At 30.2% G+C, this 24281-nt stretch carries 20 protein-coding genes and 1 pseudogene; 13 read left to right on the plus strand and 8 right to left on the minus strand.

Annotation, left to right across the window (positions count from 1 at the left end):
* Positions 1 to 112: 112 nt before the first annotated feature.
* The 4 genes from ACNQGN_RS17590 to ACNQGN_RS17605 form a co-directional block, all read right to left on the minus strand.
* Positions 113 to 448 (minus strand): hypothetical protein, encoded by a 336-nt coding sequence (locus tag ACNQGN_RS17590; protein WP_417989134.1) that lies wholly within the window; start codon positions 446 to 448, stop codon positions 113 to 115.
* A gap of 48 nt (positions 449 to 496) precedes the next feature.
* A complete protein-coding gene (locus ACNQGN_RS17595) occupies positions 497 to 1192 on the minus strand; it encodes a DnaJ-like cysteine-rich domain-containing protein (RefSeq protein ID WP_417989135.1) in 696 nt (231 codons plus the stop codon).
* 144 nt (positions 1193 to 1336) lie between these two features.
* Positions 1337 to 2377 carry a hypothetical protein gene (locus ACNQGN_RS17600; RefSeq protein ID WP_417989136.1) on the minus strand — a complete coding sequence of 347 codons (1041 nt, stop codon included), beginning with the start codon at positions 2375 to 2377 and terminating at the stop codon, positions 1337 to 1339.
* Positions 2374 to 3564, minus strand: coding sequence for a LysM peptidoglycan-binding domain-containing protein (locus ACNQGN_RS17605; RefSeq protein WP_417989137.1), 1191 nt, complete (start codon positions 3562 to 3564; stop codon positions 2374 to 2376). The genes ACNQGN_RS17600 and ACNQGN_RS17605 overlap by 4 nt, the downstream gene beginning before the upstream one ends.
* Positions 3565 to 3855: 291 nt before the next feature.
* Here ACNQGN_RS17605 and ACNQGN_RS17610 point away from each other — a divergent pair, with 291 nt between their 5' ends.
* The 4 genes from ACNQGN_RS17610 to ACNQGN_RS17625 all read left to right on the plus strand — a co-directional run bounded on the left by ACNQGN_RS17610 (position 3856) and on the right by ACNQGN_RS17625 (position 8152).
* Entirely contained in the window at positions 3856 to 4080 is a 225-nt protein-coding gene (locus ACNQGN_RS17610) for a helix-turn-helix transcriptional regulator (RefSeq protein ID WP_417989138.1), read from the plus strand.
* A gap of 309 nt (positions 4081 to 4389) precedes the next feature.
* Complete coding sequence (locus ACNQGN_RS17615) at positions 4390 to 6258, plus strand: hypothetical protein (protein WP_417989139.1); 1869 nt, start codon at positions 4390 to 4392, stop codon at positions 6256 to 6258.
* A gap of 78 nt (positions 6259 to 6336) precedes the next feature.
* Complete coding sequence (locus tag ACNQGN_RS17620; RefSeq protein WP_417989140.1) at positions 6337 to 6999, plus strand: hypothetical protein; 663 nt, start codon at positions 6337 to 6339, stop codon at positions 6997 to 6999.
* 40 nt (positions 7000 to 7039) lie between these two features.
* Positions 7040 to 8152: a hypothetical protein gene (locus tag ACNQGN_RS17625; RefSeq protein WP_417989141.1), complete on the plus strand. Its 1113-nt coding sequence runs from the start codon at positions 7040 to 7042 to the stop codon at positions 8150 to 8152.
* A 93-nt stretch (positions 8153 to 8245) separates the two neighbouring features.
* Here the strand turns inward: ACNQGN_RS17625 and ACNQGN_RS17630 are convergent, their stop codons facing one another.
* A complete protein-coding gene (locus ACNQGN_RS17630) occupies positions 8246 to 8575 on the minus strand; it encodes a hypothetical protein (protein WP_417989142.1) in 330 nt (109 codons plus the stop codon).
* A gap of 82 nt (positions 8576 to 8657) precedes the next feature.
* Here ACNQGN_RS17630 and ACNQGN_RS17635 point away from each other — a divergent pair, with 82 nt between their 5' ends.
* From ACNQGN_RS17635 to ACNQGN_RS17675, 9 genes are all read left to right on the plus strand, one after another.
* Entirely contained in the window at positions 8658 to 11510 is a 2853-nt protein-coding gene (locus ACNQGN_RS17635; protein WP_417989143.1) for a tetratricopeptide repeat protein, read from the plus strand.
* A 472-nt stretch (positions 11511 to 11982) separates the two neighbouring features.
* The gene (locus ACNQGN_RS17640; protein ID WP_417989144.1) at positions 11983 to 13209 is read left to right on the plus strand and encodes a site-specific integrase; all 1227 of its coding nucleotides are present in this window, start codon (positions 11983 to 11985) and stop codon (positions 13207 to 13209) included.
* A gap of 223 nt (positions 13210 to 13432) precedes the next feature.
* Entirely contained in the window at positions 13433 to 14944 is a 1512-nt protein-coding gene (locus ACNQGN_RS17645) for a DUF4062 domain-containing protein (protein ID WP_417989145.1), read from the plus strand.
* A 212-nt stretch (positions 14945 to 15156) separates the two neighbouring features.
* Positions 15157 to 18159, plus strand: coding sequence for a TOTE conflict system archaeo-eukaryotic primase domain-containing protein (locus ACNQGN_RS17650; protein WP_417989146.1), 3003 nt, complete (start codon positions 15157 to 15159; stop codon positions 18157 to 18159).
* Between the two features lie 85 nt (positions 18160 to 18244).
* Positions 18245 to 18574, plus strand: coding sequence for a type II toxin-antitoxin system HigB family toxin (locus ACNQGN_RS17655; RefSeq protein WP_417989147.1), 330 nt, complete (start codon positions 18245 to 18247; stop codon positions 18572 to 18574).
* Positions 18575 to 18576: 2 nt separating this feature from the next.
* Positions 18577 to 18933, plus strand: a complete 357-nt coding sequence (locus ACNQGN_RS17660; protein ID WP_417989148.1) for a helix-turn-helix domain-containing protein — start codon at positions 18577 to 18579, stop codon at positions 18931 to 18933.
* Between the two features lie 502 nt (positions 18934 to 19435).
* Complete coding sequence (locus ACNQGN_RS17665; protein WP_417989149.1) at positions 19436 to 19948, plus strand: hypothetical protein; 513 nt, start codon at positions 19436 to 19438, stop codon at positions 19946 to 19948.
* 451 nt (positions 19949 to 20399) lie between these two features.
* The gene (locus ACNQGN_RS17670) at positions 20400 to 20747 is read left to right on the plus strand and encodes a helix-turn-helix domain-containing protein (RefSeq protein ID WP_417989150.1); all 348 of its coding nucleotides are present in this window, start codon (positions 20400 to 20402) and stop codon (positions 20745 to 20747) included.
* Positions 20747 to 22039: a type II toxin-antitoxin system HipA family toxin gene (locus tag ACNQGN_RS17675; protein WP_417989151.1), complete on the plus strand. Its 1293-nt coding sequence runs from the start codon at positions 20747 to 20749 to the stop codon at positions 22037 to 22039. The genes ACNQGN_RS17670 and ACNQGN_RS17675 overlap by 1 nt, the downstream gene beginning before the upstream one ends.
* A gap of 215 nt (positions 22040 to 22254) precedes the next feature.
* On the opposite strand, the gene ACNQGN_RS17680 is transcribed toward ACNQGN_RS17675, so the two are convergent.
* From ACNQGN_RS17680 to ACNQGN_RS17690, 3 genes and pseudogenes are all read right to left on the minus strand, one after another.
* Positions 22255 to 22920 (minus strand): IS6 family transposase, encoded by a 666-nt coding sequence (locus tag ACNQGN_RS17680; protein WP_417989152.1) that lies wholly within the window; start codon positions 22918 to 22920, stop codon positions 22255 to 22257.
* 64 nt (positions 22921 to 22984) lie between these two features.
* Positions 22985 to 23323 (minus strand): helix-turn-helix domain-containing protein, encoded by a 339-nt coding sequence (locus ACNQGN_RS17685; protein ID WP_417989153.1) that lies wholly within the window; start codon positions 23321 to 23323, stop codon positions 22985 to 22987.
* A gap of 153 nt (positions 23324 to 23476) precedes the next feature.
* Positions 23477 to 24142, minus strand: a pseudogene (locus ACNQGN_RS17690) (IS6 family transposase).
* Positions 24143 to 24281 lie beyond the last annotated feature (139 nt).

Raw genomic sequence — 24281 nt, forward strand, 5'->3', positions numbered from 1 at the left:
CGTTTTTTGATTCTTCAAAATAATACCCTACTTTTGAATCAAACTATGTATTCATTCTTGCCGAATACTCTGCACTTCCAGTTGCCAAAAACTCTGCATTCTTATTTACCGTTCACACCATTCCACCATATTCAAATATGAAACATGGAACTAATAAATTATTTACATTTTTCCAATAATATTCTTGTTTAGTGCCAGCTTCATGATAATAAGTAACCCAAAAAACATTTTTGCCGATTTTTTGAAAATTAACTTTATCTGACCCTATTGCATCTGGGTCTTCATATTTTTGAAGATAAGCAATATATTTACCATCAATCTTCTTGTCGTTGGGATTGTTGGAAATTGCTGCTTCCTTTTTTTTACTTGTTAAATTATCTTTTTTGGAATTATTGCAGGAAGCAATAATAGTTACTATCATTATTAAAATGCTAAATCTTTTTTTCATGTTAAAAATGTATGGTTTTATTTGTAATTATAAGATTTTGAAAAACAATTATTGTCCAATATAAATTGGGTAGTAACCATTACATTTTTCTGTTTTGCTTAAATCGCTATTCTCAAATGATGCTACCTTTCCATTTTTGTCAATAATGAAACTATATAATAAATTTTCATCATTAAATAACTGACCTTTTGTTAAATGACCTCCTCTGCTTTCTTGAATAAATGTTCTTTTATTCGTTTCAAATACAATTATAATTTTATTTGAAGTGCATACATTGACATCTTTTAATATCCATTTATCAAATTGTATGATTTTTTTCTTTTCATAATCACCTGTTACTAATGTGTATTTACCAGTCCCATTACAGTTAAAACATTTTACAGAGCCACCTGTTAATGGATTTCTTTGAAATGTTCTAATATATCCGTTACGAACTTTGTCTGGTACAATTCCTGTTCCAGCACAAACCTCACAAGACCTTTCTCCAATGTCTTTTGACGGTTGCTTGTCAACTACTGTCTCGGAATTATTGTTCTGTGGAAGTAATGTATTAAAATCAATCATATTTGCTAATATATTTTGAAATACTAATTGATTTTCAGTAAGTGGATTTTCAAAATTCTTTATTTCACTAAAAGATAAATTATAAATTGATAATTTATTCTCTATCCACCCCATAAAAGAATATTTGTCAATTGTATTATTATCAAAAAATATTGGAAATTTTAAATTTAGATTATTCAATTCAGATATAGTTTTATAATATTTCCATTCATAACTATTACCCCAAATATTTAACACTTTATCACATTTATTAGTTTGGTCTAACCATGGACTTATGAAATAATATTTATCATCTTCATATTTGATATATAATTTGTCTTTTTTTTATTCTACGAGTTTTGAATTGTTTCCAATCACATTTACTTTGAAATATGAATTGATTTCTGCTATTGCCTTATCGTATAACCCGTCAACATTTTTTAATAGGTCGTCAATTTTTGTTAAGACTGCATTATTTTTAGAGCCGTAACTAGTGCCAAATAAAGCAAATGTTCCTTTTGAATTTTGAATTATATCATTCAATAAATAATTATTCGAAATAGTCTCTGTAAAATCTGAAAAATTATTTATAGTTGTATATCGTTTAAAACGACCTTGGGGGTTAGTAAAAAAATCAATCGCTTCAAAGTGTGTTTTATCTCCCAAATTAATAAATTTCAGAGGGACAAAATTATTGGCGGTAAAATAAATCCCATCAAATCGTTTATTCATTTTGAATTTTTTCTTTGAACTACTTAATTCTTGTATTTTTGATAATGCTTTTTCTTGAAAATATTTTGGGTTTGTATTTAAGATTTTTGTTTCATTTAATAATTCCATTTTTGGGAATGAATAAAGTGAATATAATCCAGTAAGTCGAGAGGATGTTGTCGATTCTTTACTGTTTAAATCTAAAATGTAGTAATCAATAAATTTATCGTTTGTTCCGTTAAAATTATATGTCTTTATAACTAAATATTGTTCGTTTTCAGTTAAAGATAAACTTGTAATTATGGAGTTCTTGTTAGAACCTGTTGTATTTAACATTTCAATTCCAAGTTTCGAAAATGCTATACTTTTTTCTAATCTACCAGTTGGTAAGTCATAAAAAAACAAATCACCAGCATAGTTTGCTGTTATTAATTTTTTTTGTTCTTTGTATGTAATAATTGTTGGGCTTCCTAACTTAAATATACGAATGTTTTCTCCATAATATCCATTGTTTTCAGAATAAGCTTGAGAAATTTTATATCCTTCAGAAGGAGCATATATATTTTCATAATTGACATCATTAGTTAAATCATTAATTGATTTTTCTCTCAAATCTATTTTTATTTGAGTATGACCTATTATTGGTAAAATAAATAATAATAAAAATAGTCTCATTGCGTTATTTCAATTTCGGGTAATGAATAAATAAATGTATTATTGATTAAAATATGTTTTAAATCTGATGAAATAAAAGCAGTATGAATCCTTTCTTTGTCAAATACAAAATTATACGTATAAACAAAAGAATTATCTCTCTCACTTTCCCAATGCTTCCCTTTATAAAACTGGACAAAAGCAGTATTCTCATTTTCCCTTATTTTTTCAGACAAGTTATGTCCCATTGAGTCAAACAATTTTGGCAATCTAGCATAAGCATGAATATTGCTATTAAAAGCACAGTCAGGATTAACTTCATAGTATCTGTTTTGACCATCTAGGCCTCTATAATAATAACAAACTGGAATAAAGTTTTTATTTTTTTTAATAACATCTGTTTGTTCTCCTGATTTATTAAATTTTTGGAATATTTTTCTATTTCCCACATATCCTTCATATTCAATGATAAACTCTCCTTTTTCATTCGAAAAAACTTGTTTTGTTGGTCGATAATAATTTTTATCAAACACAACAGAAATAGGAGGATTAGTTCCTGCTTCGAATGATGATATTTTCATATTTTCATAATCAATAAATACCAAATAACTTCCAAAGTCAATAACTTTATAATTGAAATTGGAAAGATTATATGTTTTTCTATCTTTCGAATGTATACCGAGATTATTAGGTATATACAGTTTTTGTTTAATAGAAATTTTTCCAAATTGCTTAGATGACAAATCAACCAGAGATATTGCAATCATTTCACTACTTGAAGTATTAGAGCTTTTTTCTACTGAATATAGAATCATTATTCCTTTATCAAAATCTAAAATTACGGTTTCATTGTATACATAACCGATTTGTATAGATGGATTTAATTCTCCAATAAAACTTGACTGTGTGTTCTGATTCTGACTATTAACAGTTTCTTTTTTCCCTGTGCTATTGACAAAAGGCACTTTCAAAGTCATTCCCAACTGAATCCCTTTCTCTTTAAGTTCAGGATTAAGTTCTATCAATTCATCGGCACTTATATTAAACATATTTGAGACACTATATATGGTCTCTTTTGGTTTAACTTCATGAATTGAGAAATCAGTTTTTCCATTAGTATTAACAATTTGACCCATTGAACTAGTTATGGTCAAAAAATGCCCTAACAAAACAAAGAATAATTGTTTTAACCTTATTTTATTTTTCATTTATAGTATTGAATAATTATATTTTATGATATTTTATTTTAAACATTGAACCTTTTTTTACTTTATTTCCATTACGACTATTTACCCAAACGAAGATATTAGTTCTTTTATAAAGTAATATTTTACTGCAAAACTATAGCTAATTAATATCCGAAAAATTAAGAATTAGTTATCGTCAAATTTTCTCAATTTAACGGTTGCTTCTAAAATTCCCACAAACATAATTAAAAATTCAATTAACATATTATAGTATGTTAAAAAAATTAAGCATTATCCTCAAATTGGCTTCATATGGAAGCTATGGATAATACTTGTGAATTGAAGCGGTTAGGATTGCGTATTAAGCAATTAAGGACAGCTCGTGGTTTATCACAAGCTAAACTTGGTTTGCTGATATTAAAAGACCAACAATCTATCCACAAAGTAGAAGCAGGAGAATTTAACCCTACATACCTCTATCTTCTTGAAATAAGCAAAGGACTTGAAATACCACTGAGTGAATTGCTGGACTTTTGAACTCAATAGAATAAGATTATTTCTTAACTTATTGTCATTGCTAAGATAGCATGTCCAATACTGCAAGTAATATATAAATCGAAAACTAAAACGATTTTTTGGGCAAAAAACATTAGCCATATCTATGCACAGCCTCAGAAAGACATTCGGTCGCCAAGTTTGGTCTAACAATAATGAAACGGACAAAGCTTTGTTGTATCTTAGTGAACTTTTCAATCATTCATCACCAGAAATAACTAAACGTTATCTTGGAATTAGACAGGAAGAGCTAGATGATATTTATATGAGTTTATGATTTAAGTTAAATATATGGATATCAAAATACCAGAAATAGATAATGAATTTCTTTGCATAGCTAATTCAAAAGAACCAACTCTGACTGCTGTTGTATTAAGCTATTTATCAAAAGAAGGAAAATACCTTCCTGTCTTCCAATTCATGGATGTTACAATTGAGAAAGACGATTATTTAAGAGAAGAAATCGATGAGCATGATATTTCACGAAGAAATGGCCATGAATTTAACGTTAAAATCATCAATAACCTTCATAGAATTGGAGATTGTAAATTTATAATAATAGTTGGATTAACTGAAAAACAAAAAAGTTATCTATCATTTTTAAACGAATTTAAAGTTATTGACATTCAAGATTTTTATGATGCCGATTTATTACTAAAAGATTTGACTGACAAAACAAATTTTTTATCGTGCAATATCAATGATATTCACTATGGTCTTTTTAAAGCTGTTAAAAGTAATTTGCTTTTAAAAATAGAAGAACATTCGGAAAGAATAACAGAAACTAACTTTCATAGTAAGGGGTTAATTGTTATTGAAAATATATTAAGAACTTCAACTATAATTTCTGTCAATTATGCACTTTCAATTGGTGCTAACATTATTGTAATTACTCCACCTGAAATTGGTAGAAAAGAAATAAAATCCTTTGTTGAAAATTGGCAAGGTGGAGATTATAATTCATTTTTAGATTTAAGTACTATAATATACCAAAGTGTTGAATTCATTGAATTTATTAATTATGAATATGCAACCTTCTTTACTAAAGGTATTCCATATTCATTAATTCTAAATAACGTTATACCTTTCACTCATGTACACTTATATCTTAATCCAGATTTTTTTATTTTTAATAATTTATACTTTGAGAATCATTTCGAAATTCATTCAGCAATAGTGTTTTCACCATTAGAATTTAGCGATGAGGAAACAGATTTTGTCATTAAAAAAATTGAAGAAAAAAAATATTATGTTAAAAAATTGATAGGAAACAATGCATCAGTATATAATATAGATATGCATGTAAAAGAATTTCCTTTTAATATTTTACATTTTTGCAGTCATGGTGGTGAAGTAGATGGATATAGTGTTGTTTTAGAATTTATAGACAGGTTTGGAACAAAACATAAAATAGAGTACGATGAAGTAGTAAGTTTGGCACCAACTTATGGAGAAGAACTAATAAGCGTTACTACAAAAATGATTTGGAGAAAATTTAATGGATTAATATGGGGTAGTAAAGAATTCAAAAAAATGAATTATGAAAATTATATTTTCTCAGACATGCAAAATATGATAAATAAAAAAGAAAAGATAATTAGAGTAAAAAAAGATATAATCACAGATTCTTGTGCCATAAAATGTTGTGATTTTGGATATCAAGCTATGTTCAACTTTTTAGCAGCTTCTTATTCACCAATAATTTTTAATAACACCTGTTGGTCTGGGGCAGATATCTCACATCATTTCATAAGTGTAGGAGCTAGAGGATATGTTGGTACATTATGGAATATTAATAATAATATTGCAAAAAATACAGCTGAACGTTTTTATGAAAAATTATTTGATAATTCAATTTTAGATTCATTGCAAAGTTCATTGATAAATACATTAGGAACAAAAGATGAAAATGTTTATATTTTTTGGGGGCTACATTTTACTTCATTAAAAAGTGGTGCATCAATAGAAAACAGTAAAATGGATATAACTTATGCATTATTTAATTCTCTTGATATATGGAAAAGAAAACTAGGGTCTGTTTCCAAAAAATCAACTATTGATAATATTAAAAAAAACATACAATGGAATGCAAATCAAATTATGGATTTTTTTAGAAATGAAGCAATTGAGATTTTAAATAAAAATAAATTCAATCAATAGCATATGGTTCAAAGGAGACAAATAAACTACGAGGAGTATAAAAAACTTCAGGAAAGAGCAGAAAAAGCAGCTTCTGACTTGGGAAAACATGAAAATAAAAATTTCATTAAAGTTCGTTTTCCAGAACCAAATTACAGAAAAATTTCTATTGAAAACAGCGATTTTTTTTATGGAGGAACCAATATTTTCCTAGGCCTAATTGACAAATATATTTTAGAAGCACAAGATAAATTTCCAGAAAAATTTGGTAATAATAACGCTGCTACAGTCTTATCAGCTCTAAACAAAACAAGATACTTACATCACAGATTAATTGATGCAATTAGGATTTATAAAAACGAAAATTTTATTTGGGTTTACGATAATTTAACTAATGGCAAAGATAATAGAATTCTTCGGCTTGATTTGTTCAGGATGTTGAAACCAGTACCTTTTGAAAAAAGAAAATGGGAATTTATTGGCGGTATATTACATGTCTTAAAACACTTTAGTTTTAATGGAAAAAACCTTTCGACTGGAAAAGACATAAATGATGTAACAAATGTTGAACAGGTGATTTTTATGATAATTGAAGCGTTTTATATAACTGATGGTGAATTCGATGATAAGGGAGAAAAATATACTGTTTATTTAAAACTAAACGATAAATATAATTTGAAATTAGCCTTCTTTCGAGAAAAGAGTACGAATGTTTATTTCATTAATACAGCTCACAAACAAAAAATTAAAATACAAAAATAATATCCAGTAATTATATATCCGTTAACATTCAATCTTCCTCATGAAAACAACAATTCAATGGTTCATTCCATGCTATTTTAATACCGAGAATGGTCATGACGATGAAATTATTCTTGACATTACAGATTCTGTAAAAAATATTTTCTCAAATGATGTTGCAGGAAAAAAAATCGAGTACGGATTTAACCATGGCTTAAAAAACGTGACTCAAAATCAAATTAGTAAAGTAAAAATTAAGATATTACCAAGATTTATGTCTGGGTTTGTAAATGAAAATAGAATTGTAGAATTTATTGAGGAAAACAGCTCTAAAATTTATAGTCATTTCAATACTGACAACTATAAAAAGTGGAATCATAATTTAGGAGTTGTTTGTATTCAAGTAACCATGAATTATAACACAAATTCAATACCTACAAGAAATGAAATAAAAGATTTCAGATTCAATCAAATTTTTCTAACTGAATACCATAAAAATAAGGCTATACTTCAAGAAATTTCTTCATTTTTCCTTTCTGCGTTGCATTTAACTTTTCCCACTAGGTCAATTATGATGTGGAACGATAATCCAATTAATGATGGGATAATGCACCTAAACTCTGTTAAAAAAAATTATTTCACCAGTATGAATACCGATAATTTCATGCATCATGTTTTAATTGTAGAGCAACAATTAGATAATTTAAAAACTAATATTCAAGGTTTATCTAAAGTTTGGCATTTAAATTTATGGTCATTGAAAAGATATCTAATAGCGGTAAAGTCAAATTTAGTCGACATGGACAATTTACTTGATTTAATTTACTCTTTAGAAGGTTTGTTTGAAAAAAATACATCTTCTGATTTTATTAAATTATTTTGTTCCGCAAGTCTTTGCAAAAAACATAATGATGCAAAGAAAATGAAATCAAAATTAGATTTGGTTTTTAAATTAAGGAATGAAATGGCTCATGGTGGTTTGCATTATCAAGGTTATGAAAAGATAAAACTTGACGGAAAAGAGATTCTTTCACAAGAATTATATTGGGACATGAAAACAATTGTAAGTCAAATGTTAATATTGTCAATTTCTAAATTATTAAAAAATACTGAAATGAGAAATCTTAATTTTAAAACTGATGATTTTTTTGATATACTTTATAAAGAAACATAACATTATATCTATATTATCTTAGACTTCTTAAAAGTGCGTTTTCATCCTCCCAGTTACCATCTTCAATATATTTATCTCTTAATTCTTTGAATATCAAGGAAACGTTGGGATGAGTAATTTAAGTTTGTTCAAAGAGGCTTTTAAAATATGACGCTCTATATCTTTCAATATTTCCACTTCAAAAGCTCCCCTGCGGGTGAATCCTAAATTTTTTGAAATCTGCATTTTAAAAGCAGATTTGATGCTTTCTGAATTTATTTTTTCAATTAAGTCATATATTTCATTAGCATATCCTTTGTTTTCAGACATGTTGATTGCATACTTAGCCAATAACTTACCTATACTACTATCTGTAATTCTCTCTCGGTAGTGAAGTAAAATACTTTTGAAAGTTCTATTACCCTTTTCAATTTTGTAATACATTTATACAAAATATTTATTTGTTTTATCATCTAAATAAGTATTGATAAGATGAAAAATACACAATAACCTTTTAAACATAAAAATGGATTACAATTGGGATAAAATCAGAGCTACTTTAAAGAAAGAATTGCAAACAACTTTTGATGACCTGAATCAACCGAATTACCCTTTCACTATAGAGGAAGGGTTAGATTTATTCTGTAAGACATTAATGTTCCGAACAGGGGAAGATGATTTGGATGGTATTGAAATAAGAGTGATACCAACAATATATAAATATTATCACACATCCAAGGATAAAAATGATGCATTTAACTATTTGACCCAATTAGCGACCAAACTTGATTCATTTTTACAAAAAATCGTATTCCTATTTCATTCTTCAGATTACATTACTTTGAAAAGTCAGAATAAAGGAATGTTTCATTATGTATTAAAAAGCGGTATAAATATCAACAATATTGATTTTAGATTACCATTAAGTTCAATACCAGCTACATCACTAACATCACATTTCGGCATCCAATTGTATGATGCATATAAATTAAGAAATATTGAAGCTCACACAGCAAATGATTTTAATGATGCTGATATACCTAATTTTATAAAATCCGTTTTAGCAATATATCTATTTACAACATTTGAATATTATAGTCAGTTAGTTGCCAGAGTTGGTCACATCACAATTCCTCAGTACATTAATATAAGTGAAATTGTTAAAGACTTAACTCCTCCAAGAGAATATGAAATTGATTTAACGAATTTAATTGGAAGAAACAATGACTTAATTAACTTAGAACAAGAAGTTGAGAATAACGATAATAAAATTATTGCATTAAAAAATATAGGAGGAATCGGTAAAACAACTCTACTAAAGGGGTTCATTAAAAATAATAAAAATAACTATAATCACATTATATGGATACCCTTTCAAAATGATTTGATAAATTCGTTTATTAACAATGTAGTACTTTTAAAAAATCTTGATTTTCCATTAATGATTAATATTTCGCCTTTTGAGAATTATAAATTATTAATGAATAATATCAATAATCTTAGTGGAAAAACTTTATTGTTAATAGATGATTTACAAGAAGATACTTTTGAGAATTATTCTCAACTTCCATTCTCAACAAATTGTCAAATCATTGCGACAACAAGACTTAAATTATCAAATTCTTCAATTAAATTTTTAGAAATCGATTTTCTTGACTTTGATTCAGCAAAATTACTTTTCTCAAAACATTACAGTGGAATTAGTACTGATACATTATTAAAAGAGTTATTTGATTTAATCGGTTTTCATACTTTAACAATTGAATTATTAGCAAAGACACTTGAAACAAATTTTACAATTGGTGGGTTAACAGGGTTAATTGATTATTTGAAAAAAGACACAATTTCTAATGAGAATTGGCAAGTTGCTGTTCAATCTGAATATGATGATGAAACTATAAATCTAAAAAATCATTTATTAAAAGCTTTTACTTTAATTTCTTTATCTACACTAGAAACACAAATTCTTTCATATTTCGCTGTTTTGCCAACTTTACAATTTTTTGGAAACGAATTAAAAAAACTCTTTTCAATAGAAGATTCTCAGAATAGTGCATTTATAGAAACAATGGGTTTATTATTTAGAAAAGGTTGGATAATAAAAATGGGGGATTTGTATCAAATGCATACAATCATACAAGAAGTAATTAAAGTAACAATACCGCCAACTTTTCAATCAAATTCCTCTCTAATTAAAGGATTGTGTAATTATTTAAATGTTGAGGACTATTATTCTATCACTGAAAAAATCAAATATATTTCTTGTTCCGAGCATGTTCTTTCAATTATAAATGAAGAATCTGATGAAATTAATACATTAAACAATTTAGTTGCAATCGGTTTAAATAGTAAGGGAGATTTTTCAACCGCATTAAAATATGCTGAAAAGTCCTTAAAATATGCAAAAAAAATTGGTGATGACCATAAAGTATATCAAACCTATTCAACATTGGGAATGATAAATCGTCATCTTGGAAATCTTAAAGAGTCTTTAGAAATTTATGAAAAAGCTATTGACATTATAGAAGATTCAACCCCAAAATATGTAACTTCATTGCAAGTGTACTTAAATTTAGCCACTCTTTTAGAACAATTTGGAGAAAGAAAACATTTAATTCAAGCAAAAGAACTTTACGAGTATGTTTTTAACGAATTAGAATTCTTCCTAGAAAGTAATGCGCCAGAAAAGAGTTATTTAATTTTATTAGCAACAACTCTTAATAGCTTAGGAAAAATATACACATTGTTAGATGAGTATGAGAAAGCAATTATATTTCAGCAAGATGCTTATGAAAAGTTAGTAGAATTACTTGGAGACAAGCATGAAATTACTGGTATTTGTGCAAATAATCTAGGGTTGGCTTATGGTTATAATAAGGATTTTATTAATTCATTAAAATACCACAAAATCGCTGTGTCTATTCAAGAACAAATATTTGATGAAAATCATCCTGAAGTTTCAATAAGTAAATCGGGATTAGCTAATGCATATAAAAACGTAGGAGAAGTAGATAAAGCAAAATTAATTTTTAAAGAAGTTCTTGAAATTGGAGAAAAGAATTTGCCAAAAAATCATCCAACATTAGCAAGACGAAAATCTAATTATGCCACACTTTGCACTGAAGAATCAGAAAGAGAGATTGCCAAAAAATTATACATTGAAGCAATTGAAATTGATTCATTTAATTATGGTGATAAAAACCCAAATATCGGTACATGTAATTTAAATCTTGGTACTTTATATATGAAGGAACGGAATTGGATATTAGCTAGTAAACATCTCCAAATTGCTAATGAAATATATGATTACAATAAAATTAACAATGAATTTTCAAATTCTGCTATTGCTTATTTAAAAATAGCTAAACAATATCTATAACTTATATATCTTTGTAAAGTAAAATACTTTTGAAAGTTCTGGTACCCTCGTTGGTACCCTCTAAAATATATTTTTGTAAAGCATTGAATCTATTGGCTTGAAGCGGATAATGAAAGACCCTCTTTCTCCGCTGAAATCGTAACCCCCAACAAACGTTGGGGGTTACGTGGTTTTATACCGGAGCTGTTTTCTCCGCACTATCAAATTCACAAAAAGCTCCATAATTGTAAAAGCCCGGAAACATTGCCCTTTGCAGGCTTTTTATCTTTTTGGGTTTATGGGTAAGGATATCCAAAGGACCAACCAAAGTGACCCTATAGGTGACCCTTTTTTTTTGTTTTTTACAAGTATTTAATTATTAAATTATCATAATTTTAACACTTCAATCAATTCCCTGGGAATTCCCTGAAAATCAGTATATTATTTGTTTTTTTAAATTAAATTTAACTACAAACCTAAAAAACAAGTAGTTATGCTAAATATTTATTTTTATCTCAAATCAGGCAAATTTAATTGGAAAGGCGAATCCCCAATTTTTGTACGCATCTGCTATAATCAGAAATCCACAACAATGACAACTGGTAAATCAATAGCAAAGGAAAGATGGGAATTTACCAATAAGCTTAGAAATATTTTAAAGCTTGAAAAAGAAAAAGCAATAAGAAACAGTTTAGATACACTTCAGCTTAACATTGAAAAAAAAATTAATGAAATGGCAGCAGTACATCCTGATGTTTTATTGGTACAGCTTAAAGACACTCTTAATGGTAAGATTCAAGTACAGTCTGAAACGATTACGATTTTGAAAATTTTGGATCTGTATATTGAATACTTTAGAAAAAAAGTAGAGGGTAAGGAAAGATCCATGGCCTCACTTCAAAAATACGAGCGATCCAAAGAATTACTACTTACGTTTATTAATAAACACTATGGGCAGGCCGATATGGAATGTATTTTAATTAACAATGCATTCGTATACCATTTGGAATCATTTCTAAAATATGATACAAATTTTAAAGGAAAAACAGGGATTAAAAACAACTCCGTGGTAAAGTACATGAGAATGTACAAAACAGCTGCAAATTACGGTGTTAAAATGGGTGTCCTGCTTAAAAACCCCTATAGTATTTACGATGGTAAGTTAACCGTTAAAAATGCAGTATATCTTGCTACGGAGGAATTAAATACAATTGAAGGTAAAAAAATTAGTATCAAGCGTCTTGAAAGAGTAAAAGATATATTTCTTTTTTGTTGCTATACCGGATATGCTCCCATAGACGCTTCCAATCTGACTTCAAACAATTTAGTGACTGATTGTAATGGCAATCTTTGGATTGTAACCAACAGAACAAAAACAGCAATTCGCGCCAATGTGCCTGTGCTCCCTCCTGTGCTGAAGATAATTAACAAATATAAAAATCAACAAATGGGATTGATTCCTAAAATATCCAATCAAAAAATGAATGTTTATTTGAAGGAAATTGGAGTGTTATGCGGGATTGATAAAAACCTAACTTGGTATGTAGCCAGACACACCTTTGCTACGACTGTGACATTAGGCAATGGCGTGAAGATTGAAAATGTTTCAGCAATGATGGGCCATACTAATATTATGCAAACACAGCATTATGCTAAGGTGTTAGATGCAAATGTAATGGAAGACATGTTTAAATTGATGAAGAAATATAAAAACATATAAGGGCAATCATGCCGTGAATAATAACATTATTTGCCAAAAATACGCAAATGAGATAAAGATATCCGCCAAAAAATTTGCAGAGGTCTTCGCTTTGTCTCCAAAAAAGTCGTTCATTTACTATTAAACCTTGAACCTGAATCTTTAATTTTTTGAATCATTGAACTTCAAAAAAACCAAATATTTTGATTATTATTGCCCATCCAATTACAGATCAGTATAAAGAATGAGAAAAATAAAAATATTCATCAGTAGCGTACAAGTCGAAATGGCGAAAGAGCGTTGGGCTTTACACGAATATTTATTATCCGACCCATTGTTGGGGAAATTTTTCGAACCTTTCTTGTTTGAACTGTTACCTGCAAGCGACCAGAATGCGGCAAACCTCTATCTGAGAGAAGTGGAACTTTGTGATATTTATTTAGGAATTTTAGGCAATGATTATGGTTTTGAGGATGCTGCAGGAATTTCTCCTACTGAAAGAGAATTTGACCATGCCACTTTACACCACAAAACCCGTCTTGTTTTTCTAACATCAAATAGCTCATCTGACAGACGCCCACAACAAAATGTTTTTATCAATAAAGTTCAATCTGCTTTAGTCCGAAAACGCTTTAGTTCTGTCGAAGAATTAAAAGCTTCTGTTTATGCTGCTTTGGTCAAATATTTAGAAGAAAAGGAAATCATTCGAACAGGTCCTTTTGACGCTTCTTTACATCCAAAAGCTACTTTGCAGGACATCGATACCGAAAAAGTTGCTGCCTTTGTTCGTTTAGCAAAATCAAAAAGAGGTTTTCCACTACCGGAAACCGCTTCTGTTGAAGTGGTTTTAACCCACTTAAATCTCTGTCAAGAAAACAGGGTGACCAATGCTGCTCTGCTTTTGTTTGGAAAAAACCCACAACGGTTTTTCATAAATGCAGAAGTTCGTTGCGCTTATTTCCAGGGTAACATCGTAGAAAAACCAATCCCTTCTTACAAGGTATTTCAGGGTGATGTTTTTGAATTGGTTAATCAGTCAGAAGACTTCATTTTGTCCAAATTAGATTATTCAGTAGGTACTCGGTCTGAGAATGCAGACATTCCTGGACAATACGAAATTCCAAGAGAAGTCATTGCTGAAGCTTTAGTAAATGCCATTGCCCATCGTGATTATACTTCAAATGGGAGTGTTCAGGTAATGATGTTTAGGGATCGTCTGGAAATATGGAATCCTGGTTTATTACCTATGGGCTGGACTACCGAAAAACTAAAAACCCTGCATAGTTCAATTCCTTTCAATCCACTGTTGGCTCATCCCATGTATTTGGCAGGTTACATCGAACGCTTGGGAACAGGTACTGCCGATATCATCCGACTGAGTAAAGAAGCCGGACTCCAAGAACCCGTATTTCTTCAAGACGAAGATTTCAAAACCATACTTTACAGAAAAACTACCGAGGAAGCAACCGAACAAGGAGATTCAAGGTTGGGAGATAAGTTGGGAGATAAGTTGGGAGATAAGTTGGGAGATAAGTTGGGAGATAAGTTGGGAGATAAGTTGGGAGATACTTCCATCAAAATAATTGTCGCTATCAAAAATGACAAAGAAATTAGTATTGCCCAATTGGCTTCCCAATTAGCAATAAGCACTACTACAGTCGAAAAACAATTAGCAAAATTAAAGAAAAAAGGAATCCTATTGCGCCACGGCACCAAGGGTGGTTATTGGGAAATAAGTAAGGAAAGTAAAGAGTAAACTAAGTATTTTTTCTTTAGATTTCCAAATATTCCTAACCATCCAAACCAAGCATATAAAACCGTTGAAGGAAAATAAAGTATAATGATTCAACGAATAATTTCTTCTTCTAAGATACATCAGTGGATTAAATTACAAAAAAAAATGATCCTTAAATCCTAGATGAAACTATAGGAAAGTTAAATCATAATTACTGAACAATAATCAAATAGATGTCACCATCAGTACCATTAAACAAAATCGAACTATTCAAATCTGTTTTTATGGGCAGAGAAGATGTATTTGCAGTTCGCTGGGAAAAGGGAAATAAAAGCGGCTATATGCCAGCATACTTCTATGATCCATATAGATATCGGGCACATAAAATGAGTGGTGGCACTTTTCAAAATTACACAGATAAAGAATATCTGTCTTTTACTGACAAAGAAATTGAAAAACACCTCCATGGGGAACAACTAATCGGAATTTACCCTTTACTAAAAGACAATACTTCGTGGTTTATCGTCGCTGACTTTGATAAAGAAAACTGGGTAGAAGATTGCAAACGATTTATAACTGCTTGTAAAGAAAAAGGAATTCCGTCCCACTTGGAACGCTCACGTTCAGGTAAAGGTGGACATGTTTGGATTTTTTTTGAACAACCTTATCCGGCAATTAAAAGCAGGCAGCTATTTATTTCGATTTTAGAGCAAGCAGGAATTTTTTCTTTGTTTGACAAGAGTTCCAGTTTTGATAGGCTGTTTCCTAATCAAGATTTTCTTTCCGGAAAAGGATTTGGAAACTTAATAGCACTTCCGTTTTATAAAAAAACATTGGAACAAGGAAATAGTTGTTTTATTGAAATTGATAATTTACGGCCATTTTCAGACCAATGGGATTATATTAAAAACATCCAAAGAATTTCAACAACAGCACTCGATAAACTTTACCAAATTTATATTGTACCACAAAACATTGCTATTCCAACTTTATCTCAATCTAACAATGGAAAGCTGATCATAACATTAAACAATGTTGTAAAAATTAATCGTAACGCAATATCTACCCTATTAATTAATTTTCTAAAAGAAGAATTAAATTTTCTGAATACGGAATTTTTAATAAAAAAGAAAATGGGTAAAAATACTTTTGGAGCCGAACGTTATTTCAAGTTTGTTGAAGAAACTGAAAATGCTATAATCATTCCAAAAGGTTTTATTGGAAAAATAATTCGCTTTTGTAGAGAAAATAAAATCGAACACGATTTTAATGATGAAAGAAAAAAACTAAATGAAGTTTCTTTTTTATTTAACGCACAACTACGAGAACACCAGCAAATAGTTGTTGACACTATTGGTAAGAAAGATTTAGGAGTAATTGTAGCTCCACCCGGCTCTGGTAAAACGGTTGTAGGACTAAAAATCATTGCAGAGAAAAGACAACCCGCTTTAATCATTACGCATCGCAAACAAATTGCGGAACAATGGATAGAAAGAATTGAAACCTTTTTAGGAATACCAAAAAATGATATTGGAAAAATCGGGCAAGGCAAAACTAAAATAGGAAAACAAATAACAGTTGCCATGATTCAGAGTTTATCAAAGGAACTTGAAAAAGCTGATGCGGGAAAACTTTTAAATGCCTTTGGGACTATTATTATAGATGAGTGCCACCATATTCCTGCTGAAACATTCAGAAATACAATTACAAAATTGCAAACCTTTTATTTGTATGGATTGACCGCAACTCCATTTAGAAAATATAATGATAGTAAACTTATCTTTATTCACTTAGGTGAAGTGATCGCTGAAATAAAATCAGATGAAATAAGCACATCTAAAAGGCCAAAAATTATTATCAGAAACACAGCACTTGATGTGCCATTCAATTCAAAGACCGACAAATTTGAAACTTTATCAAAAATTCTAGTTCACGATTCTACTCGAAACAAGGCAATTCTTCAAGATATAATCAACGAATTGAAGTCAGACAAGAAAATCGTTATTATAACCGAACGCAAAGAACACATTGACTCTCTTTATCAATATTTAAAACAGTCTTACGAAGCAATTACTTTAAGTGGAGAAGATTCTGAAAGTGCCAAAAACTCAAAATGGAAATTACTAAAGGAAGGTAATTATCAAGTACTAATCACCACTGGACAATTCTTTGGTGAAGGAACTGATTTGCAAAACGCCAATTGTCTGTTTCTTGTTTATCCATTTTCTTTTGAAGGCAAATTAATTCAATACGTCGGTAGAGTTCAACGATCGGAAATAGTTCCAACTATTTATGATTATCGGGACATCAAGATTGATTACTTAAACAAAATGTTTCTGAAGAGAAATGCTTATTACAGAAAAATAGATAAACTAGCCACCTTATTTGATGAACCTGAAGAGGAAATTACTGTTTCAAAAACCACTTTCACTATTGATCAGAAAATAAAGATTCTATTTGAAAAACTTGAATTTCGATACGGAAGTATTGCTTTCAAATACAATGTGCCTGAAATGAAAACAGATCTTGAATTTGATATTGAAAATCTCGAAATCAGACCAGAATTTGAGGTTTTGAAAGCTTATTTCTCCAAGACACTCAAAATAAAAAATATTACTGCTACTATTCAAGCTGAATTTGAAGATGGTAAACTAATTTCTCAATTGGCATTATCCGACGACCTAAAAAAGATAAGTAGAGAATTGATTGAAGGAGTCAAATTTAAATTTATAACGAAGATCTTCTTGGGTAAAGCAAATGCAATAAGTCAGGAAAATTTGCTTGATATTAACCAATTACAAAGTGAAAATAATTACAAGTTATATGATTCTGGAGACGAATTATTAAATGATTTTTTACATAATAAAAACTACAAACACTATAAGCACTTACAATATTTAGCCGACCGTCACGAAAGGACTATTCTTAAAATTCGATTTGTCCTTAATCCTTTTTCATTTGTTTTTCTCTTAGCCGGAAAAGAAGGATTTCATATTATTTTAGAAACGCTGAACACCGAAGAAGCCACATACATTTGGCATTTTGATAATGACAAGCGAACACTTCCTGACAAATTAAAACAGGTTGACCATTACCTTAACATCATTAGAAATAATGGGAGACAAACATTTATAGAAAATCTACCAGAGAATTTCAGTCGCATACTTCATGACTATTCAGATGAAAGAAAAGGATTTACAATTTGGAAAGATTTGATAGAAGAAAGACTTCCGTAAGAATCTAAACTTCTATTACAATATTATGTATTAAAGATGGAAAACAAAAGTTTGCAAATTGAAAACTTTTTTATATCTTTGACAAATGAAAGTTCTTGTTAAGAAAACATTACACTATTACATTCACAAATTTCCAATTGCAGAAAAGCAATTGCACATTTGGCATAATGAGTTTTCAGAAATAACTTTTAACAATTTTAATGAACTTAAGAAAGTTTATGGAAATGCAAGTATTGTAAACAATAATAGGGTCGTATTTAATATCAAAGGAAATGACTTTAGATTAGTTGTATCTATTAATTTTCAGCAGCAAACTTGTTATTTAATATGGTTCGGAACACATTCAGCATATGATAAAATCAATGTTGAAACGATCGCTTTTGATTCCGACATACTAAACTTTATAAAAAAATAATTATGAACTGGAAAGTATTAAAAACCGAAGATGATTACAACAAGGCATCCTTACGACTTATGGAAATTTTCCATGTAGAACCTAATACACCTGAATTTGACGAATTAGATTTGTTGTCTATTTTAATAAAAGATTATGACGACAGACATTATTCTATGCCTGAACTTGATGCCTTAGAAGTTATCAAAATAAAAATGCAAGAAATGGGAATGAAAAATAAAGATTTAGAACCTATCATAGGGAGTAAAGGACACGTTTCGGCAATATTGTCGGGCAAGCGTGAAATCACCTTAAAAATGGCTCAAAAGCTTAAAAACTATTTTGGCATTCCAGCCGAAGCATTTTTACATAGTACCTAAAATAGATTTAAGGTAATTATGTTTATTAAGAAAAAATACCCTTCTTAACTCTTTAAACACAAGGAATATTCCTTATTGCATCGAAAGTTAACCAATTAAACACTAATTCCTTACCTTTACATAGTTACAAATAAAAACTCTGAAAGTCTAGTGACCCTATTGGTGACCCTGTTTTAAATAATGTATCGAAAGCCCCGTATTTACTGGGATTATTATAAAGGCATCGGAACCTCTTTCTCCGCCACATAAGGTTTCAAAAGAAACTTTAAAAGTCAAAAGCCTTTAAACACTAGTGTTTAAAGGCTTTTTTGATTTTGGCAACCTTTCAAAAAACACCTACTTTATCAAAGAACAGTGCACCTATTAGTGCACCCAAAAATTTTGGATTTTTTTTCCATTTTGGGTGCACTAAAAAAGAGAATTCCCCGGGAATTCCCTGATACCATAGGGCTCTATCGAAATTTTTAAATCAATTTGAATATTAATTTAAAAACTAGATACCATGTTAAAAGTAATTTTTTACCTAAAAGCTGAAAAAGTAGACAAAATCGGAGAATCACCTGTATTTGCCCGCATATCCTACAAAACGAAAACCATTGCCATAAGCACGGGAAAATCCATCTCTAAAGAAAGATGGCTCTTTACGAACAACCTAAGAAATGTTCTAAAACTAGAAAAAGAAAAAGTGATCAAAAACGCTCTTGATCTTTTTCAACTCAATGCAGAGAAAAAATTCAATGAGCTCTTCAAAATTGATCCCGAAGTATCCTTAGAATTATTAAAAGCTGAGCTAAGCGGAAAAACAAAAATAAAAGGCAACACAAATCAGGTTACCATTATTAAAATTCTGGACAAGTATATTAAATATTTTAAAAGAAAAGTACTAAATGAGGAACGCTCTAGTGCTTCACTTCAAAAATATGAACGATCTAAAGAACTCATTTTGAATTTTATCAAAAAAAACTATGGGATGAATGATAGGTTCTGTCGCATCTGTCAAGCACCTACTTATTAGTGCTTCCGTTGGGTCATGCTACCAATGAACAGAATGATTTAAACGTAGTTATACCAGGATTAATCATCTGTTTCTTTCTTAACAGCCAAGGAAGGCCAGTCTAAAATTATAATTCCAACTGTTTTCCGTGAAGATTATTTAGGTGGTTTACGACAGTTGACAAGAAGATCGGAGCCTGATACCTATATTAGAATGCTACAGAGGGCACAGCTTTTCAGCAGTTCAATTTCCGGTATCAGCGCAGAAGAAGTCAAAGTCGTTCTTGAGCAGAGTAATGCATTTAAAGAAGGCGAGCAGTATATCTTAAAAATATCCGGCCCGTCAAATTAATTATCACCTAAAGTCCCCTGTGATACAACAAAAAAATAGATTAAACAAATAAGTGAAATAATTATTATTTTTTTATACTTTTGTATGACATATCAGTCACTAACACCAAAAAACCGACTTTATGAATGATAAACAATACATAAATTGGATCGCAATGAGTGATTATTCATTAGCGCAAACCATTGGTGCTTTTGTGAAACACCATCGCTTAGCTCAGAACAAAACTCAGGAAGAAGTTGCCGTCGCTGCAAATATAAGCCGTTCTACACTCAGTTTACTTGAAAAAGGAGAAGCAGTTACAATTCCTACCTTACTTCAGGTTTTACGCGTTTTAGATTTGCTTTATATCTTGGACATATTCAAAATACAAGAGCAAATAAGTCCAATAGAATTGGCAAAATTGGATCAACAAAAAAGACAAAGAGCTAGAAATAGCGATAATAATACAAATAAACAAACAGACTGGTAATGATAACAACGGCTTTTGTAAAAATTTGGAACGAAACCATCGGCGCTGTAGCATGGAATCCGGAAACAGGTGTAGCCAGCTTTCAATTTGAACCAAAATTTTTATCTGAAAAATGGGATATTGCACCCTTAAAAATGTCCATTGCAAATGCTAACAGACGTGTTTTTTCTTTCCCGGAACTACGGGATGTTAAAACATTCAAAGGCCTTCCTGGCTTGTTAGCAGATGTACTACCTGACGATTATGGAAACCAATTAATTAACAGTTGGCTAGCCCAAAATGGTCGTCCGGAAAATAGTATGAATCCTGTAGAGCTATTATGTTTTATTGGAAATCGCGGGATGGGCGCACTAGAATTTGAACCTTCGCAATTCAAAGCCAATAAAAGAGCTTTTGATATTGAAGTGGACAATTTGGTAACAATCACCCAAAAGATGCTTTACAAAAGAGAAGGGTTTGAAACCAATCTAAACCAAGACGAGCAACAAGCCATGATGGACATCCTTAAAATTGGAACCTCAGCAGGTGGAGCGCGTCCCAAAGCTATTATTGCCTACAATGAAAAAACAGGACAAGTCAAATCAGGGCAAACCAATGCACCAAAAGGATTTGAACATTGGTTAATAAAACTAGATACGGTAAGTGATGTACAGTTTGGGGAAAGTACTGGCTATGGCAGAATTGAAATGGCCTATTACCTGATGGCAAAAGCGGCAGGGATTGAAATGATGGAATGCCGCTTATACGAAGAAAATAGCAGGGCACATTTCATGACAAAACGTTTTGATCGTGAAGGCGGTGAGGAAAAACACCATATCCAAACCTTATGTGCCATGCAGCATTATGATTTCAACCAAATAACAAGTTTCAGTTACGAACAGTTGTTCCAAACCATGCGTTTATTAAAATTACCTTATCCACAAGCAGAACAGTTATACAGAAGAATGGTATTCAATGTAATAGCACGAAATTGTGACGACCATACTAAGAATTTTGCATTCCGTCTAAAAAAGGATGGTAATTGGGAACTTTCTCCTGCTTATGATATTTGTTTTGCGTATCGCCCAGACAGTGATTGGGTAAGTCAGCACAACTTAAGTATAAATGGTAAGAGAACCTATATTACAAAAGAAGATTTACTTTCAGTGGCAAAATCAATGAATGTAAAAAAGGCGAATACAATCATTCAACAAATTGACGATACAGTAAAAAAATGGAATGAATTCGCAGAAGAAGCCAAGGTAGAAAAGGATTTAAAAGAGCGAATCGGTAAATCACATCTAATATTATAATTTATAATGACTGATAACAAGACAGATGGACTACATACCATTTAAACACACATTACCTGATTAAAAACCTTGACACCTTCTAATAATATGCCTACTTCTCCTAATATCGCTACCATGACACCTAACCATGACACCTCAATCGTTAACCATGACACTACGAAGAGGTTCTGTCGCAGCTGTCGAGCATAAATCTACTTATTAGTGTTTTCGGTGGGTTATGCTACCAATGAACAGAATGATTTAAACATAGTTATACTTGGATTAATCATCTGTTTCTTTCTTAACATATGCACAACTTCAATTCCACTTAACGTTCTTTTAGCTGATTCAAAATTTTTAAATCCTAATCCATTTAGAATTCTCCACTTGATAAAACGATGATCTTGTTCGACAATGTTGTTCAAGTATTTACATTGCCGGATCACTATTTTAGAAAACGAACGCTGATTATAAACTCTGATAGCACCTATGTTTGATCCACTTTTGTCAATATTTATTATTCCTGGCTTACAATTATTACCAATTGCCTTAATTAAAAAAGATTGGGCACTCATCCTTTGCCTTCTTTTGGTTAATAGGAAATCAACCGTATTACCTGACTTATCAACTGCTCTATACAAATAACACCATTTACCATTAACTTTTATATAGGTTTCATCCATTCTCCAACTTTTCCCAACTCTTAGTTTTCGTTTTTTCATTTGCGCCTCGATAGAAGGACTAAACTTGTACACCCAACGCTGAATTGTAGCATGGTCAACCTGAACTCCCCGCATCTTCATTATCTCCTCAACATCACGATAGCTTAAAGTAAATCTAAGTTTGAAGTATACTGCCTGGAGAATAATAGCTTTTGGATAACAATGACCTTTAGCGTTCATGAATTAAATAATTTTTAATTCCCAAATTTAAAAATTATTCTTAGATGCGACAGAACCCCATAATCTAGTATAAAGAATTAATATTATTATTAGAAATATCATTATCAATAATATTATAAAGGTTATCCAACATATCAAAATGATTTACTACCTTTAATAAGGTATCAAGAGTAACATTCTTTCCCTCTTCTAATTTTCTTATAGTAAGTCGTGACATCTCTAAAACTTGTGCTAATTCATCTTGAGACAATCCAAATAGCAGTCTTTTTTGTTTACACCACTCACCTATCTTAAGTTTTACATCTTTAATATTAGTTGAACCTAGCATAATTACATATATATTATAATATACAAATATAGCGAAAATATAGTAAATAGTATGTTTTAATATACTTTTATTCATTAATTACTATATATTTATATTATCTAAAATTCAACACAAACATATTATAAAAGAGATTTGAACATACTGATATTACACATTTTATTACGAATACAACTACGGGTTCTGTCGCAGCTGTCGATTATAAATCTACTTATTATTGCTTTCGGTGGGTTATGCTACCAATGAACAGAATGATTTAAACATAGTTATACTTGGATTAATCATCTGTTTCTTTCTTAACATATGTACAACTTCAATTCCACTTAACGTTCTTTTAGCTGATTCAAAATTTTTAAATCCTAATCCATTTAGAATTCTCCACTTGATAAAACGATGATCTTGTTCGACAATGTTGTTCAAGTATTTGCATTGCCGGATCACTATTTTAGAAAACGAACGCTGATTATAAACTCTAATAGCGCCTATGTTTGATCCACTCTTGTCAATATTTATTATTCCTGGCTTACAATTATTACCAATTGCCTTAATTAAAAAAGATTGAACACTCATCCTTTGCCTTCTTTTGGTTAATAGGAAATCAACCGTATTACCTGACTTATCAACTGCTCTATATAAATAACACCATTTACCATTAACTTTTATATAGGTTTCATCCATTCTCCAACTTTTCCCAACTCTTAGTTTTCGTTTTTTCATTTGCGCCTCGATAAAAGGACTAAACTTGTACACCCAACGCTGAATTGTAACATGGTCAACCTGAACTCCCCGCATCTTCATTATCTCCTCAACATCTCAATAGCTTAAAGTAAATCTAAGTTTGAAGTATACTGCCTGGAGAATAATAGCTTTTGGATAACAATGACCTTTAGTGTTCATGAATTAAATAATTTTTAAATCCCCAAATTTAAAAATTATTCTTAGATGCGACAGAACCTATTTACCGCAAATAAAAAAATATGCGGTGATTAGTTTCATTTACCACCGCAATTTTGCGGTAATTATAAAGCTTATTCAC

Source organism: Flavobacterium rhamnosi (assembly GCF_048286515.1).
Classification (GTDB): domain Bacteria; phylum Bacteroidota; class Bacteroidia; order Flavobacteriales; family Flavobacteriaceae; genus Flavobacterium.

Coding starts and splice junctions, on each gene's coding strand:
- ACNQGN_RS17665 (WP_417989149.1), top strand. CDS start 19,436: ATGTTAAAAGTAATTTTTTACCTAAAAGCTGAAAAAGTAGACAAAATC.
- ACNQGN_RS17625 (WP_417989141.1), top strand. CDS start 7,040: ATGAAAACAACAATTCAATGGTTCATTCCATGCTATTTTAATACCGAG.
- ACNQGN_RS17590 (WP_417989134.1), bottom strand. CDS start 448: ATGAAAAAAAGATTTAGCATTTTAATAATGATAGTAACTATTATTGCT.
- ACNQGN_RS17675 (WP_417989151.1), top strand. CDS start 20,747: ATGATAACAACGGCTTTTGTAAAAATTTGGAACGAAACCATCGGCGCT.
- ACNQGN_RS17615 (WP_417989139.1), top strand. CDS start 4,390: ATGGATATCAAAATACCAGAAATAGATAATGAATTTCTTTGCATAGCT.
- ACNQGN_RS17605 (WP_417989137.1), bottom strand. CDS start 3,564: ATGAAAAATAAAATAAGGTTAAAACAATTATTCTTTGTTTTGTTAGGG.
- ACNQGN_RS17650 (WP_417989146.1), top strand. CDS start 15,157: ATGTCACCATCAGTACCATTAAACAAAATCGAACTATTCAAATCTGTT.
- ACNQGN_RS17630 (WP_417989142.1), bottom strand. CDS start 8,575: ATGTATTACAAAATTGAAAAGGGTAATAGAACTTTCAAAAGTATTTTA.
- ACNQGN_RS17655 (WP_417989147.1), top strand. CDS start 18,245: ATGAAAGTTCTTGTTAAGAAAACATTACACTATTACATTCACAAATTT.
- ACNQGN_RS17600 (WP_417989136.1), bottom strand. CDS start 2,377: ATGAGACTATTTTTATTATTATTTATTTTACCAATAATAGGTCATACT.
- ACNQGN_RS17635 (WP_417989143.1), top strand. CDS start 8,658: ATGGATTACAATTGGGATAAAATCAGAGCTACTTTAAAGAAAGAATTG.
- ACNQGN_RS17645 (WP_417989145.1), top strand. CDS start 13,433: ATGAGAAAAATAAAAATATTCATCAGTAGCGTACAAGTCGAAATGGCG.
- ACNQGN_RS17640 (WP_417989144.1), top strand. CDS start 11,983: ATGCTAAATATTTATTTTTATCTCAAATCAGGCAAATTTAATTGGAAA.
- ACNQGN_RS17670 (WP_417989150.1), top strand. CDS start 20,400: ATGAATGATAAACAATACATAAATTGGATCGCAATGAGTGATTATTCA.
- ACNQGN_RS17685 (WP_417989153.1), bottom strand. CDS start 23,323: ATGAATAAAAGTATATTAAAACATACTATTTACTATATTTTCGCTATA.
- ACNQGN_RS17680 (WP_417989152.1), bottom strand. CDS start 22,920: ATGAACGCTAAAGGTCATTGTTATCCAAAAGCTATTATTCTCCAGGCA.
- ACNQGN_RS17660 (WP_417989148.1), top strand. CDS start 18,577: ATGAACTGGAAAGTATTAAAAACCGAAGATGATTACAACAAGGCATCC.
- ACNQGN_RS17610 (WP_417989138.1), top strand. CDS start 3,856: ATGGAAGCTATGGATAATACTTGTGAATTGAAGCGGTTAGGATTGCGT.